Origin of the sequence: Herbaspirillum sp. SJZ107, assembly GCF_006715485.1 — a bacterium.
In the GTDB taxonomy this organism is placed as follows: Bacteria; Pseudomonadota; Gammaproteobacteria; order Burkholderiales; family Burkholderiaceae_D; genus Telluria.
Window position 1 is genome coordinate 889,647 of sequence record NZ_VFNH01000001.1, and the last position, 13,452, is coordinate 903,098.

The 13,452-nt window shown below is 66.8% G+C and carries 13 protein-coding genes; 8 read left to right on the forward strand and 5 right to left on the reverse strand.

What is annotated here, in order from left to right:
* Nucleotides 1-80: 80 nt before the first annotated feature.
* Nucleotides 81-305, reverse strand: coding sequence for a hypothetical protein (locus tag FBX97_RS04015; RefSeq protein ID WP_141828926.1), 225 nt, complete (start codon nucleotides 303-305; stop codon nucleotides 81-83).
* Between the two features lie 154 nt (nucleotides 306-459).
* Entirely contained in the window at nucleotides 460-1,833 is a 1,374-nt protein-coding gene (locus FBX97_RS04020; RefSeq protein ID WP_141828927.1) for a transglycosylase SLT domain-containing protein, read from the reverse strand.
* A gap of 422 nt (nucleotides 1,834-2,255) precedes the next feature.
* Between FBX97_RS04020 and FBX97_RS04025 the strand changes: the two genes are divergently transcribed.
* Both FBX97_RS04025 and FBX97_RS04030 read left to right on the forward strand, forming a co-directional pair.
* Complete coding sequence (locus FBX97_RS04025; RefSeq protein WP_141828928.1) at nucleotides 2,256-2,837, forward strand: DUF1415 domain-containing protein; 582 nt, start codon at nucleotides 2,256-2,258, stop codon at nucleotides 2,835-2,837.
* Nucleotides 2,818-3,060 carry a DUF1289 domain-containing protein gene (locus FBX97_RS04030; RefSeq protein WP_255517284.1) on the forward strand — a complete coding sequence of 81 codons (243 nt, stop codon included), beginning with the start codon at nucleotides 2,818-2,820 and terminating at the stop codon, nucleotides 3,058-3,060. Before FBX97_RS04025 ends, FBX97_RS04030 begins: the two co-directional genes overlap by 20 nt.
* Nucleotides 3,061-3,192: 132 nt before the next feature.
* Here FBX97_RS04030 and FBX97_RS04035 read toward each other — a convergent pair whose 3' ends face one another.
* Nucleotides 3,193-3,699, reverse strand: a complete 507-nt coding sequence (locus tag FBX97_RS04035) for a DUF1993 family protein (RefSeq protein WP_185748533.1) — start codon at nucleotides 3,697-3,699, stop codon at nucleotides 3,193-3,195.
* 180 nt (nucleotides 3,700-3,879) lie between these two features.
* Here FBX97_RS04035 and FBX97_RS04040 point away from each other — a divergent pair, with 180 nt between their 5' ends.
* Complete coding sequence (locus FBX97_RS04040) at nucleotides 3,880-7,083, forward strand: EAL domain-containing protein (RefSeq protein ID WP_141828930.1); 3,204 nt, start codon at nucleotides 3,880-3,882, stop codon at nucleotides 7,081-7,083.
* Nucleotides 7,084-7,091: 8 nt separating this feature from the next.
* Here the strand turns inward: FBX97_RS04040 and FBX97_RS04045 are convergent, their stop codons facing one another.
* Complete coding sequence (locus tag FBX97_RS04045) at nucleotides 7,092-7,520, reverse strand: thioredoxin family protein (RefSeq protein ID WP_141828931.1); 429 nt, start codon at nucleotides 7,518-7,520, stop codon at nucleotides 7,092-7,094.
* A gap of 79 nt (nucleotides 7,521-7,599) precedes the next feature.
* On the opposite strand from FBX97_RS04045, the gene tsaB reads away from it, so the two are divergent.
* From tsaB to FBX97_RS04065, 4 genes are read left to right on the forward strand one after another with little or no spacing between them, the layout of a single operon-like run.
* Nucleotides 7,600-8,331, forward strand: a complete 732-nt coding sequence (gene tsaB / locus FBX97_RS04050) for a tRNA (adenosine(37)-N6)-threonylcarbamoyltransferase complex dimerization subunit type 1 TsaB (protein ID WP_141828932.1) — start codon at nucleotides 7,600-7,602, stop codon at nucleotides 8,329-8,331.
* Nucleotides 8,332-8,333: 2 nt separating this feature from the next.
* The gene (rimI, locus tag FBX97_RS04055) at nucleotides 8,334-8,837 is read left to right on the forward strand and encodes a ribosomal protein S18-alanine N-acetyltransferase (RefSeq protein WP_370457141.1); all 504 of its coding nucleotides are present in this window, start codon (nucleotides 8,334-8,336) and stop codon (nucleotides 8,835-8,837) included.
* Nucleotides 8,834-9,910 carry a uracil-DNA glycosylase gene (locus tag FBX97_RS30340; RefSeq protein WP_141828933.1) on the forward strand — a complete coding sequence of 359 codons (1,077 nt, stop codon included), beginning with the start codon at nucleotides 8,834-8,836 and terminating at the stop codon, nucleotides 9,908-9,910. Before rimI ends, FBX97_RS30340 begins: the two co-directional genes overlap by 4 nt.
* Nucleotides 9,894-10,859 carry a DUF1853 family protein gene (locus tag FBX97_RS04065; protein WP_255517285.1) on the forward strand — a complete coding sequence of 322 codons (966 nt, stop codon included), beginning with the start codon at nucleotides 9,894-9,896 and terminating at the stop codon, nucleotides 10,857-10,859. The genes FBX97_RS30340 and FBX97_RS04065 overlap by 17 nt, the downstream gene beginning before the upstream one ends.
* On the opposite strand, the gene lplT is transcribed toward FBX97_RS04065, so the two are convergent.
* Nucleotides 10,860-12,110, reverse strand: coding sequence for a lysophospholipid transporter LplT (gene lplT, locus FBX97_RS04070; RefSeq protein WP_141828935.1), 1,251 nt, complete (start codon nucleotides 12,108-12,110; stop codon nucleotides 10,860-10,862).
* 150 nt (nucleotides 12,111-12,260) lie between these two features.
* On the opposite strand from lplT, the gene alr reads away from it, so the two are divergent.
* Nucleotides 12,261-13,373: an alanine racemase gene (alr, locus tag FBX97_RS04075; RefSeq protein WP_141828936.1), complete on the forward strand. Its 1,113-nt coding sequence runs from the start codon at nucleotides 12,261-12,263 to the stop codon at nucleotides 13,371-13,373.
* Nucleotides 13,374-13,452 lie beyond the last annotated feature (79 nt).

A 13,452-nucleotide genomic window follows, 5' to 3' on the forward strand; every position in this document is an offset into this window, starting at 1 on the left:
TGTACTTTCGGTAGAACTGTGGGCGTTCACGCGATCTGCGGAACGCAAAATAGCAACGCGAGCCAACAATACGAAATGACTCAAAAACGTAAAGAGATTTCGGCACAAAAGCTTTGCGCCGGGACGGTACCTTTTACGGGAATCCTGAAGCGCCAACTGTCTGCGGCATATTCAGGCCCCTTGCGGTACACAGGGCGGGAGGGCTTTTTTGAATGGGCATCCTGGTGGATGCCGGGGCTTGCGAAGCTGCTGATTTTTACTGCTGTCGTTACTCGGTACACTGTCGCGGCGACTTGATCGCTCATGCGTTTTGCAGCGCACAAACGACACTATACATCACTTTCGGTTTTCGTGCACGGGGTATGCAAAAGCGAGACCAGCCCTCACGCCGTAAGGCGAGCGGGCTGGTTGGCAGCCTGATTGACCGGGTTGACCCGGCAGGAGACGGCGCGTGGCGGCTCAGCGGTGCTTGCGGCCGTTGGCGCTGGCGCGGGCCTTGCTGCCGCCCGAGACGCGGTTCTTGATCTCGGCCACGGCATGGGCCGCAGTGGCCTTGATGCGCTGCACGCCGCTCAGTTTGCCACCCTTGCGCTCCCTGCCGCCATGGTCGGCTTCCAGCACGACCTGGGCGTTGTCGAGGATGTTTTCGGCGATGTCGCTGCCGGTGCTGGCGCTGGTCTTCGGCACCAGGATGGTCGAACCGGCCTTCAGGCGCATCTGCGGCGGGATGTTGTTGGCCTGGCGGATCACTTCCGGCGTGGTGTCGAACTTCGATGCCAGCGAGGCGATCGATTCCTTGGCCGAAGTGATCTTGTGCGTGGTCCAGGACGACAGCGCGTGGCCCCACTGCGCCAGGTTGACGTGGAACTTCTCGGCGTTTTCCTTGGGCAGCAGGATCTTGGTCGATTCGCCGGTGATGACCGGCTTCTTGAACTGCGGATTCAGGGCCTTGAATTCATCGACCGACATCTCGGCCAGCTGCGCGGCGACCGCCAGGTCGATGTCCGAGGTCTTGTCGACGGTGGTGAAGTAGGGCGTGTTGTCGATGACCGGCAGGTTGACGCCGAACTGGGCCGGGTTGGCGATGATGTTCTTGACCGCCTGCAGCTTGGGCACGTAGTTGCGGGTTTCCGCCGGCATCAGTTCGGCCAGGCTCTCGAAATCGGTCGGCTTGCCCTGCGCGCGGTTTTTCTGGATCGCTTTCTGCACATTGCCTTCGCCCCAGTTATAGGCGGCCAGCGCGAGCTGCCAGTCGCCGAACATGGTGTACAGGCGCTGCAGGTAGGTCAGGGCGGCATCGGTCGAGGCCAGCACGCCGCGGCGCTCGTCCTTGAACATGTTCTGCTTCAGGTTGAAGTCGCGTCCGGTGCCCGGCACGAACTGCCAGATGCCGGCGGCATCGGCGGTCGACAGCGCCTGCGGATTGAAGGCGGATTCGATCACCGGCAGCAGCGCCAGTTCGGTCGGCATGCCGCGCTTTTCCAGTTCCTGCACCACGTGGTACAGATAGAGCGAGGCGCGGCCCGAGGTGCGCGCCAGGTAGTCCGGGCGGCTGGCGTACCACTGGATATGCTTGGCGACCAGGGTGTTGTCGACGTCGGGGATCGCGTAGCCGCTGCGGATGCGGGCCCACAGGTCGGGGTCCTTGTAGTCGTCGCCCTTCAGCGCCGACAGCGATTGCGGCAGGCCGGCCTTGGCCACTGCGGCGGAAGTCAGGGTGGAGCTGTTGCCGTTGGCGAGCGAACTCGGCGAGCTGTCGGCGGCGTGGCCGAGGACAGGGGCGAGGAGCAGCGCGATGGCCAGGGCTTGCGTAGTGCGGGTCGTTTCGTACATGGCTTTCCAGTGTTGCGTCCAGGAACGTCAGAACTGACGAGAGAAGACGGAGTGTACGGACCAGTCCGTAAGTCAGTCAAGAAATATGTCGGCGCGGTTACAAAAAAATTTGACTACTATTTTTGATAACAAAATGTTTAATTTAATAATGTTAAGCAGGGGTATGTCTTATCCTTCATAGGAGAATTTAACCTATACACCGGGGTGTACACGAAATTTCTCCCGTAAAACTGCATTTGTAGAAATTATTCAAGTTGATATTTTTGTAACCGATTTTCGCTTGCCGGACCGGTTTGTGCGGGCCTGGCTTACCCTTCCTAAATTAGCCGTGCTTGCCAGCGCTTCTATGAGCGCACGCAAAGTCCGCGTACAATGCGCTCTCTGCGCCCCGTATTTTTTTGTATTTTTGGAAAGCAATCCGCATGAGCACTGCCAATCTCGACGCCGCCGCCAATGTTGACGATGAAGCCATCATTTGCGCCACCCGGCGCTGGCTCGAACGCGCCGTCATCGGCCTGAACCTGTGTCCGTTCGCGAAGGCGGTGTATGTGAAGGAGCAGGTGCGCTACGTGGTCTCGCCCGCACGCACCCCGGAAGAGCTGCTCGAAACCCTGATGAACGAGCTGCAGGACCTGGCCGACGCCGACCCCGAAAAGATCGACACGACGCTGCTGATCCACCCGTTCGTGCTGAACGATTTCCTGGATTTCAACGAGTTCCTGGACGTGGCCGATGCCGCGGTGGAAGACATGAGCCTGGACGGTGAGCTGCAGGTGGCCAATTTCCATCCGGACTACCAGTTCGCCGATACCGACCCCAACGACATCTCGAACTACACCAACCGCGCCCCGTATCCGATCCTGCAGCTGCTGCGCGAAGACAGCATCGACCGCGCCGTGGAAGCGATCCCCGATGCCGAGGAGATCTTCGAGAAGAATATCGAGACCATGGAAAAGCTCGGCCACGAAGGATGGGACAAGCTCGATGTCGGCCCCGCACGCTGAACTGCCTCCCTGCGCCCAGCAGCCGGAACGTCCTGTCGGCGCGCCGCCGAGGCGCCCCGACACACCCTGTGTCGCGGTCTGCTCGACCACCTTCGACGAGATCTGCCGCGGCTGCGGCCGTACGGTGATCGAAGTCGCGCACTGGGTCTCGATGACGGCCGACCAGAAGGAAAGCGTCTGGCAGCGCATCCTGGCCCAGGGCTACCCGCGCCGCAACACCTGATCGCTCTCGAACCGGGGTCAGGGCCCGGTTTCTGGCAAGTTCCTCTTCGACATATCTATATAGAAGTGCGTGCTGCTGCGCACCGGGGTCGGAGTCCAGGCAAGCAAAACCGGACTCCGGCCCCGTCCTCCATCAGAAGCTGCCGATGAAGTCGCGCTTGCCGATGTCCAGCCCGTTGTGGCGCAGGATCGCGTAGGCGGTGGTGGCGTGGAAGTAGAACTGGGGCAGGGCGTAGTGCAGCAGGTAAGGCAGGCCCTGGAACTGGCGCTGGTTGGCGCCGGTGCCGACCGTCACCTCGCGCGCGGCGCCGTCGTCGACCGCTTCGCGCGGCACGCTGTCGAGGAAGGCCAGGGTCTTTTCCAGGCGCGCCTGCAGGCCCGCGAAATCGCGTTCGCTGTCCTCGAAGCGCGGCACCTCGACGCCGGCCAGGCGCGCCGCCGCGCCCTTGGCGAAATCGGTGGCCAGCTGTACCTGGCGCACCAGCGGGAACATGTCCGGGAACAGGCGTGCCCCCAACAGCGCGTCGTGATCGATCTTGCGCGCGTCCGCGTGGTTTTCCGCCTTTTCCAGGATCGCCGCGAGGCTGCCCAGCACCTGCCTGAATACGGGCACCGATGCCGTGTACATCGAAATTTCCATCATTCACTCCTCCAAAAGATTTTTCATCATAACAAGCCTGGACGAGGCGTGCGCCACACAGATGTGCGCACGACGGCGACAAAATAGTGACGTATTGCAACATTGTGTGCATAATCTGATTTTGCGTATCGTTCGATCTGCCATCACAGTGCGGCCGCCCAGGTAGCCGGCTTGGAATCCATGTCTGTCACGGCCTTCATCTCCCAAATTGCTCCCATACAGTTGCTGGCCCGCCTGGGCCGCCTGTATGGCCGTTCGCTGTACGGCGCCTTGCTGCTGATGGCGCTCGGTGGCCTGGCGCTGCCCGCTGCGCTCGGCGGCTACGTGCTGCTTGGCGTGCAGGAGCAGCAGGCGGCGCGCCGCGGCCTGCAGGAGGATTTGCAGCGCAATGCCGACATCCTGGCACTGGGCATGCAGGAGCCGCTGTGGAACATGAATGCCGATGCGGCGCGCTCGCTGGTCGATTCGCTGATGCGCGACCCGGCCGTGGTGCACGTGCGCGTGCGCGCCCAGGGCGACACCGATTTCATCGACCGCCACGCGGCCTTCAGGCCGGCCGGCCAGTTGCTGCGCAGCGAGCGCGAAGTCGTGGTGCGCGGCCAGACGATCGGGCGGGTGGCGGTCGACATGGATGACAACCGCAGCCAGCAGGAGTTGCGCGCCAAGCAGTGGCGCTATGCGATGGTGCTGGCCGGCCAGATGGCGGTATCGCTGCTGCTGTTCGTGCTGCTGCTCCAGCGCCGCCTGGTGGCGCCGCTGGGCACGCTGATGGGCTTTTCCGACGACCTGTCGCGCGGCCGCTTCGACACCCCGCTGGCGCTGGCCTCGCGCGACGAACTGGGCCGGCTGGGACGCCAGCTCGAGCGCATGCGCATCGCGATCGGCGAACTGTTCGAGGACATCGGCCGGCGCGAAAAACGCTTCCGCAGCATCGTGACCCAGGTCCCCGGCGCGGTGTTCCGCGCGCGTCCCGACGGCGCCATCGATTTCGTCAGCGACGCCATCGACGACATCTGCGGCTACCCGGCCGCGATGTTCATCGACGCCGCCAGCGAACGCTGGTCCGATATCGTCAGCCCGCAAGACCGGCGGGCGCGGCGGCGCCAGGTCAAGGACGCGCTGGCGGCCGGACGCTCCTACGAAGTCGAGTACCGCATCGTCGACGCCGGCGGCGTCGAGCGCTGGGTGATGGAAAGCGGCCAGCCGGTCGACCTCGACGGCGACCGCACCTACTGGATCGACGGCATCATCTCCGACATCAGCGAGCGCAAATACAACGAGATGCGGATCGAGGCGCTGCTGGCGGAGCAAGGCGCGCTGCTCGACAATGTGGTGTTCGGCGTGGCCCACGTGCGCGATCGCCATTTTGTCTCGGCCAACCGCCGCTTCGACGAACTGTTCGGCTACCCGGAAGGCGGGCTGGTCGGCGAATCGATCGCGGCGCTGTTCCCCAGCGACGAGGCCTACGAGCAGGGGGTGGCGGACAGCGCGCCGCTGCTGGTGGCGGGCAAGGACTACAGCGCCGAGATGCAGTTCCGGCGCCGCGACGGCAGCCTGTTCTGGGGCATGGTCAGCGGCCGCGTGCTCGATCCCGAGCGGCCCCATGCCGGCAGCATCTGGGTGTATGCCGACGCCAGCGAGCGGCGCCAGGCCGAGGAAAAGCTGCGCCTGTCGGCCACGGTGCTGGAGCACATCGCCGACGGCGTGATGGTGATCGACGCCCACGGCATGATCGTCGCCACCAACCCCGCCTACACCCGCATCACCGGCTACAGCGAGGCCGAAGCGGTGGGCCGGCATGCCAGCCTCACGCGCGGCAGCGGCCACGGTGCCGAGTTCTACGAGGCCGTGTGGCGCGAGCTCGCCGACACCGGTTTCTGGCGCGGCGAAGTCCAGCGCATGCGCAAGAACGGCGAAACCTATATCGAGTGGGCGACCGTATCGGCGGTACGCGGCGACAATGCCGGGCGCGACCAGGTGCTGCATTACGTGTGCGTGTTCTCGGACATCACCAAGGCCAAGGAATCGCAGGACCAGCTCGACCACCTGGCCCACCACGATGCGCTGACCGGCCTGCCGAACCGGCTGCTGTTCCACGACCGCCTGCAGCATGCGCTGGCGCGCGCCGCCGTCGGCCGCCAGCGGGCGGGGCGCCAGCTGGCCGTGCTGTTCATCGACCTGGACCGCTTCAAGAACGTCAACGACACCCTCGGCCACCACGTCGGCGACGAACTGCTGAAGCAGGTGGCGGGCACGCTGTCGGCCTGCCTGCGCGAGGGCGATACGCTGGCGCGCCTGGGCGGCGACGAATTCATCGTGCTGCTCGAGGATGCCGACGGCGAACGCGGCGCGCGCGCCGTGGCCGAGAAGCTGATGCGGCTGTTCGAGCGGCCGGTGATGGTGTCCGGCTACGAACTGTTCGTCACCGGCAGCGTCGGCATCAGCCTGTTCCCGCAGGATGCGCTGGATGCCAACATGCTGATCCGGAACGCCGACGTCGCCATGTACCAGGCCAAGGCGCGCGGACGCAACGGCTACCGCTTCTACGAGCCGTCGATGGACGGCGAGGGCGTCGAGCGCCTGCGCATGGAAGCGCTGCTGCGGCGCGCGATCGAGAAGGACGAGATCTGGCTGGCCTACCAGCCGCAGGTGGAGATCGGCAGCGGGCGCCTGATCGGGGTCGAGGCGCTGGTGCGCTGGAACAGTCCGGAGCTGGGCCAGGTGCCCCCTGGCCGCTTCATCCCGCTGGCCGAGGACACCGGCTTCATCGCCCAGCTGGGGGCCTGGGTGCTGGAACAAGCCTGCCGCCAGGTGGTGCGCTGGGAGCAGGCCGGCCTGCGCGTGCCGAAGGTGGCGGTGAACCTGTCGGGGCGCCAGTTCGACCGCGGCAGCGTGGCGCCGCTGGTCCGCCGCGCGCTGGCCGATACCGGCCTGGCCCCGCAGCGCCTGCAGCTCGAGGTGACCGAATCGGTGATCATGAATACCGGCGACGCCTTGCAATACATCAACGACCTGCACGCCATCGGCGTCGAGCTGGCGATCGACGATTTCGGCACCGGCTATTCATCGCTGGCCTACCTGAAGCAGCTGCCGGTGCAGGCGCTGAAGATCGACCGCAGCTTCATCGCCGACATCACCGGCGGCGCCGACAGCGATCCGAACGACGAGGCGATCGCGATCGCCATCATCCAGCTCGGCAAGAGCATGAACCTGGCGGTGGTGGCCGAAGGCGTCGAAATCCCGGCGCAGGCGGAATTCCTGCTGCAGCACGGGTGTAACCGGGCACAGGGGTATTTATATAGCAGACCCCTGGATGCGGGGCAGCTGCTGGCGCAGTGGGGACCGGAGGGCGCGCTGGCCACCCGGCGCCTGGCCACCGGCTGAGGCGTGATCTATTCTTGCGCGTTCGTCAACAGGACGCGCAGATTGCAATCGGCCTGCCACCCGCGCCGCTCGCCGCTGGAGCCGGCCAGGCGCGCCAGCTCGTCGTCGCCGAGCGCGGCCTGCGACACGATCAGGCGCTCGGCCACCTGCGGATCCGGCACCACGGTGCCGAAGAAGGCCACCGTATCGCCGTGCTGCAGCAGCAGGGTCGGGAAGTTTTCGACGTCGAGGTCGCCGACCACGTCGGCCTGGTCTTCGATGTCGATCCAGAGGAAGGTCTTGTCCGGGTGGCGCGCCGCCAGGCCGTCGAAGGCGGCGCGGTAGGACGCGCAGGTGCCGCACCAGGCGGCGCACAGGCAGGCGACGGTCCAGCCGCCGCCGGCGAGGGCGGCGCCGACCTCGGCGTGGTTGTCGGACTCGAGGATGAGGGCTTGCATGGGCGGGATTTTACAACGGACGCGGCGCCGCGGTCAGCCGCGTTCTTTTGCCGGCCCCGCCGGCGGGTTAAAATACGGGATGGCTATCATCCTTGCAATCGAAACCTCGTCCGAACTGGCCTCCTGCGCTTTACTCGTTGGCAACAGCGGCAGCGACGGCACCGTACTGGCACGCGAATCCTCCGGCGTGCGCACCCATTCGCAATCCGTCCTGCCGATGGTGCAGGAACTGCTGCGCGAAGCCGGCGTCAAGCTGGCCGACTGCGACGCGATCGCATTCGGCGCCGGTCCCGGCTCGTTCACCGGCGTGCGCACTGCCTGCGGCGTGGCCCAGGGCCTGGCCTTCGGCGCCGGCCTGCCTGTGCTGCCGCTGGTCACGCTGGAAGCGATGGCCGAAGCCTGCCGCGCCCGCAGCGGCGCCGTCGACGTGCTGGCGGTGCTGGATGCGCGCATGAACGAAGTCTATTGGGCGCAGTACCGCTACCTGGACGGCGCCTGGACCACGGTGTGCGCGCCGGCCCTGTGCGCGCCCCGCGCGGTGGCGCCGCAGCCGGCCGCCGGCCTGGCTGCTTGCGGCAACGGCTTCGCCGCCTATCCGGAAGCGTTCGCCGGCAAGGATTTCGCCGCCGCGGCCCATGCCGACATTCTTCCGCACGCGCGCGAACTGGCGCTGCTGGGCGTACCGGCGCTGGCGCGCGGCGAGGCGGTGGCGGCCGATGCGGCGCAGCCGCTCTACCTGCGCAACAAGGTGGCGTATACCAGTGCCGAGCGCCAGGCGATCAATGCCGCCGCGGCCGGGGCGGGCGCTTGACGATGGCGGCGCAGGACACGATGGTCCGGCCGGAGGGCGACGCCGTCCACCTGGCGCTGCGGCCGATGGTGATGGACGACGTCGATGCGGTGTACGCGCTCGAATGCAGCGTGTTCCCGCATCCGTGGAGCCGCGGCAATTTCGTCGATTCGCTGGCCAGCGGCTACGATGCCTGGGTGCTGCGCGGCCCGGACGATGACGCCGCCGGCGAGCTGGCCGGTTATTTCCTGCTCATGTACGCGCTCGACGAAGCCCACCTGCTGGACGTGGCGGTGGCCGGCCCGCGCCACGGCACCGGCCTTGGACGCTACCTGCTGGACCGCATCGTGGCGCGTGCCCGCGGTATGCGCATGGCCTCGATCCTGCTCGAGGTGCGGCCGTCCAACGCGCGCGCGCTGCAGGTCTACCAGCGCTACGGGTTCGCCGAGATCGGGCGGCGCAAGGGCTATTATCCTGCGCACGAAGGCCGGCGCGAGGATGCGATCGTGATGAGGTATATGTTATGAACGGATTCAGCGAACGCGATACCGTGTTCCTGGCCGAAATGGGGCTGGGGCCGTTGTGGCGCCTGCGTGCCGCGCCGGTGCAGGCTGCGGCGGTGCAGCCCGATGAGGGCGACGTGCTGGTGGAAGAGGCGCCCGCCGTGCATGCAGATGCCGCGGCCGCCGCGCGTCCGCCGGCGCAGGCGCCGGTGGTGACGCCGCCGGCGCCTGCGCCGGCGCCCGAACAGGCCTGGGCCGACGAGGCCCCGGCGGCAGCGCCACCGCCAGCGCGGCCGCCGCTGCCGCCTGCGCGACCGGCGCCGGCCGAGGCAGCCCGTCCACCGGCGCCGCCGGCCGCGCCATCGGCGCCCTCGTACCTGCCGCCGGGCCCGCGTCCGCTGCAGCCGGTCGCACAGACGGTGTCCGCGCTGGCGCCGGACGACAGTGCCTGGGACGATACCGCGCTGCCGCTTGAGGCGACGCCCGAGGAAATCGCGGTCATGGACTGGGACCAGCTCGGCATCGCGATCACCACCTGCCGCCGCTGCAGCGCCTGCCGCGACGGCCGGCCGCCGGTCACCGGCACCGGCGCGCGCCAGGCGCGCTGGCTGGTGGCGGCCGGTGCCAGCACCGCGGCCGACGAAAAGGAACGCCTGCCGCTGGCCGGCGATCCGGGCAAGCTGCTCGACAACATGCTGCTTGCCGTCGGCATGTCGCGCCAGCAGGACGTCTACATCACCAACCTGATCAAGTGCCGGCCGCTGAGCCCGACCGGCGCCGAGCGTGCCCCGAGCGCCGAGGAAGCGGCGGCCTGCCGTCCTTATCTCGAGCGCGAACTGGCCCTGACCGGGGCCGGCACCGTGATGACGCTGGGGCAGATCGCCGCCAACACCCTGCTCGGACGGCCGCTGGCGACGCCGCTGGCCGGGGTACGCGGACAGGTCCATGCGCTGGCTTCGGTGCCGGGCGAGGTCAGGCTGGTCGCCAGCCTCCATCCGGGCGAGCTGCTGCGGCGCGGCACGGACAAGGCCCAGGCCTGGGCCGACCTGTGCCGGGCCAGGGCTGCCGGCGGAGCGTCCGGTGGACGCCCCGGCTGACAATTACCAGGCCTGTTTCGAGCGCCGCTGGGGCCACCTGCGGCGCGCCCGGGTGCGGGCGCTGGCCTGGCTGCTGGATGCGCCCGACCTGCTCGACGTCCACGATCCGCACTGGGAAGGGCGCATCGCCACGCTGGGGCCGGTGACGCCGGAGACGGCATCCTGGCTGGCGGCGCTGGACGCCGATCCGGCGCGGCTCGACGCCGTCCTCGGCACCAAAATGATCACGCGTCTCGGCCTGTATGCCGAAAAGCTGATGGCCTTCTATTTCGCCGAGCAGGGCCGGCTGGTGGCGCACGGCCTGCAGGTACGCGCCAGCCGCAACGACACCGTCGGCGAATTCGACTTCCTGCTCGATGCCGGGCCGGACGGGGTCGAGCATATCGAGTTCGCGACCAAGTTCTACCTGCTGCAGGGCGACCAGGGGGGCGATGCGCATGCCGCCGAACTTGCCGCCTTCGACACCTTCGTCGGCCCCAACCTGGCCGACAGCCTGGGCCGCAAGATGCGCAAGGTGTTCGACCGCCAGCTGACGCTGGGATCGCATCCGGCCGCGCAAGCCATCCTGCCGCGTCCGGTGACGGCGGCGCGCGCTCTGATCAAGGGCTGGCTGTTCTACCCGGCCGGCACCTACATGGAGATGAAAGGGATCGCGGCGCGCCACTGCCGCGGCTTCTGGTGCGCGGCGAGCGAAACCGGCATGCTCGACAGCGAGCGCTTCCTGATCCTGCCGCGCCTGCAATGGCTGGCGCCGTTCGGCGCGCCGTCCGCCACCTGGATACTGGACCGTACCCAGTTGCAGGCCGAACTGGCCGACCATTTCGCGCACTACAACACCCCGGTGCTGGTCGCGCTGGTGCGCGAAGGGCAGGACGGCATCGTCGAAGTCGACCGCGGCTTCATCGTCCCGGACGACTGGCGCGAACGCGCCACCCGCCTGCACCCATGATCAGTGCTTGTGTTCGCCGATTAGGCGCAGCGAGTCGTGTTCGCGCTGATTATGGTGGTGGCGGCGCAGGACCAGCCAGCTGATGCCGGCCAGGAACAGGCCGAACAGGACGATGATGATGTTCAGGTCGAGATTCAGCGTGATCATCACGGCGTACAGCGCCGACATGGTCAGGATCGACAGGTTCTCGTTGAAGTTCTGCACCGCGATCGAATGGCCGGCGCTCATCAGCACGTAGCCGCGGTGCTGCAGCAGCGCGTTCATCGGCACCAGGAAGAAGCCGGACAGCAGGCCGATGATCAGGAGCAGCGGCACCGCGATCGCGGTCGCATGCACCAGCGTCATGATGGTGACCACGAAGCCCATGGCGATGCCGAGCGGGATCACGGTCAGTGCTTTCTTCAGCGGGATCATCTTGGCGGCCATCGCCGCGCCCACCGAGACGCCGATCGCGACCACGCCGATCAGGGTCGTGGCCTTATCGAGCGGCATGTGCAGCGAGCGCTCGGCCCATTTCAGCACGATCAGCTGCAGCGTCGCGCCGGCGCCCCAGAACAGGGTGGTCATTGCCAGCGAGACCTGGCCCAGCTTGTCTTTCCACAGCGTGGCCGAGCAGTTGGCGAAGTCGGCGATCAACTGCACTGGATTGCGTTCCTGGTGCTCGTAGCGGGCGCCGGTATCCGGAATGCGCAGGTTGAAGATGGCGGCCACCGCGTACACGGCGATCAGCACCGACAACTGGGCATTGCCCGGCGTATCCAGCAGCGGCGCGCCGAGGCCCAGCAGCCAGCTGATGCCGGTCGGGCTGACCAGGGCGCCGCCCATCACGGTGCCGAGGATGATCGACAGCACCGTCAAGCCCTCGACCCAGGCGTTCGCGACCACCAGTTTTTCGGGCGGCAGCAGTTCGGTCAGGATGCCGTACTTGGCCGGCGAATACACGGCGGCGCCAAAGCCGACCACGGCGCACACGAGCAGCGGATGCACGCCGAAGAAGATCAGCGAGCAGCCCAGTACCTTGATGAAGTTGGCGATGAACATCACCCGGCCCTTCAGCCAGGCGTCGGCAAAGGCGCCGACGAAGGGCGCCAGCAGCACGTAGAACAGTACGAACGAAAGTTTCAGCAGCGGCGTCAGCGAAGGCGGGGCTTTCATCGCCGTCAGCAGACCGATCGCGACGATGATCAGCGCGGAATCTGCCAGCGACGAGAAAAACTGCGCCGCCATGATGGTGTAAAAACCACGTTTCATTCAAACCGTTCTAAAAACAAAGAGTGGGTTGCTTTATACCATGAAAGACCGCCGCGCCCAAGAAATCGACAAGCCGGGTTGCCAGTGTCAGGAGTAGAATTCGGCCTTATCGTCCTTTTATTTTGCGGTTTCTGACCCCATCTGTAGCCCATGCCACGTCCCCTCCACGCCATCATTCATCTCGACGCCATGCAGCGCAACCTGGCCCGGGCGCGTACCTGTGCGCCCAGCGCCCGCATCTGGGCGGTGGTCAAGGCCAATGCCTACGGGCATGGACTGGAGCGCGGCATGCACGGTTTCGCCCAGGCCGACGGCCTGGCCCTGATCGAGACCGAGAACGCGCTGCGCCTGCGCGAGCTGGGCTGGGTCAAGCCGATCCTGCTGCTGGAGGGGATCTTCGATGCGGCCGACATCCCGCTGCTGGCCGAGCACAACATCAACAGCACGGTGCACTGCATCGAGCAGGTCAAGATGCTGGAGTACACCAGCCTGTACCGCCCGATCGACGTGCACCTGAAAATGAACACCGGCATGAACCGCCTCGGCTTCCGGCCCGACGCGTTCCGCGCCGCCTACGCCCGCCTGCGCGCGATCCGCGGCATCCGCAGCATCACGCTGATGACCCATTTCGCCAATTCGGACGAACTCGAGCATCCGCGCCTGTCGATCGCCGAGCAGGTGCGCCGCTTCCGCGACGGGGCCGACGGCCTGGCGGGCGAGCGCAGCCTGTCGAATTCCGGCGGGGTGCTGCACCAGGCGGCGCTGCTCGGCGCCGGCGGCGAACTGCACAGCGACTGGGTCCGTCCCGGCATCATGCTGTACGGCGGCACCCCGGGCGGGCGCCCGGCCAGCAACTTCGGCCTGCTGCCGACCATGACCCTGAAATCCGAGATCATCGGCATCCAGCAGCTCGACACCGGCGACAGCGTCGGCTACGGCAGCCGCTTCCAGGCGCCCGCACCGATGACGGTGGGCGTGGTCGCCTGCGGCTATGCCGACGGCTACCCGCGCCACGCCGAACACGGTACCCCGGTGCTGGTCGACGGCGTGCGAACTTCGCTGGTCGGCCGCGTGTCGATGGACATGATGACCGTCGACCTGACGCCGATCCGCAATGCCCGGGTCGGCAGCAAGGTCACGCTGTGGGGCGATGGCTTGCCCGTGGACGAGGTGGCGCAGGCCGCCGGCACGATCGGCTACGAATTGATGTGCGCGCTGGCGCCGCGCGTGCGCGTAGCCGAAGGCCGCTTGGGTACCGACTAGGATCGCCCGAAAACGGCCGCATGGCGGCGTTGCATTCGTCTCGCCGTACTAAAGTACTGTCTTCGACGATGCGCCTTGC

What these genes read in the sequence shown, in the direction of transcription:
- FBX97_RS04015 (WP_141828926.1), bottom strand. Translation starts at nt 305, where the DNA reads ATGAGCGATCAAGTCGCCGCGACAGTGTACCGAGTAACGACAGCAGTA.
- FBX97_RS04020 (WP_141828927.1), bottom strand. Translation starts at nt 1,833, where the DNA reads ATGTACGAAACGACCCGCACTACGCAAGCCCTGGCCATCGCGCTGCTC.
- FBX97_RS04025 (WP_141828928.1), top strand. Translation starts at nt 2,256, where the DNA reads ATGAGCACTGCCAATCTCGACGCCGCCGCCAATGTTGACGATGAAGCC.
- FBX97_RS04030 (WP_255517284.1), top strand. Translation starts at nt 2,818, where the DNA reads ATGTCGGCCCCGCACGCTGAACTGCCTCCCTGCGCCCAGCAGCCGGAA.
- FBX97_RS04035 (WP_185748533.1), bottom strand. Translation starts at nt 3,699, where the DNA reads ATGGAAATTTCGATGTACACGGCATCGGTGCCCGTATTCAGGCAGGTG.
- FBX97_RS04040 (WP_141828930.1), top strand. Translation starts at nt 3,880, where the DNA reads ATGTCTGTCACGGCCTTCATCTCCCAAATTGCTCCCATACAGTTGCTG.
- FBX97_RS04045 (WP_141828931.1), bottom strand. Translation starts at nt 7,520, where the DNA reads ATGCAAGCCCTCATCCTCGAGTCCGACAACCACGCCGAGGTCGGCGCC.
- tsaB (WP_141828932.1), top strand. Translation starts at nt 7,600, where the DNA reads ATGGCTATCATCCTTGCAATCGAAACCTCGTCCGAACTGGCCTCCTGC.
- rimI (WP_370457141.1), top strand. Translation starts at nt 8,334, where the DNA reads ATGGCGGCGCAGGACACGATGGTCCGGCCGGAGGGCGACGCCGTCCAC.
- FBX97_RS30340 (WP_141828933.1), top strand. Translation starts at nt 8,834, where the DNA reads ATGAACGGATTCAGCGAACGCGATACCGTGTTCCTGGCCGAAATGGGG.
- lplT (WP_141828935.1), bottom strand. Translation starts at nt 12,110, where the DNA reads ATGAAACGTGGTTTTTACACCATCATGGCGGCGCAGTTTTTCTCGTCG.
- alr (WP_141828936.1), top strand. Translation starts at nt 12,261, where the DNA reads ATGCCACGTCCCCTCCACGCCATCATTCATCTCGACGCCATGCAGCGC.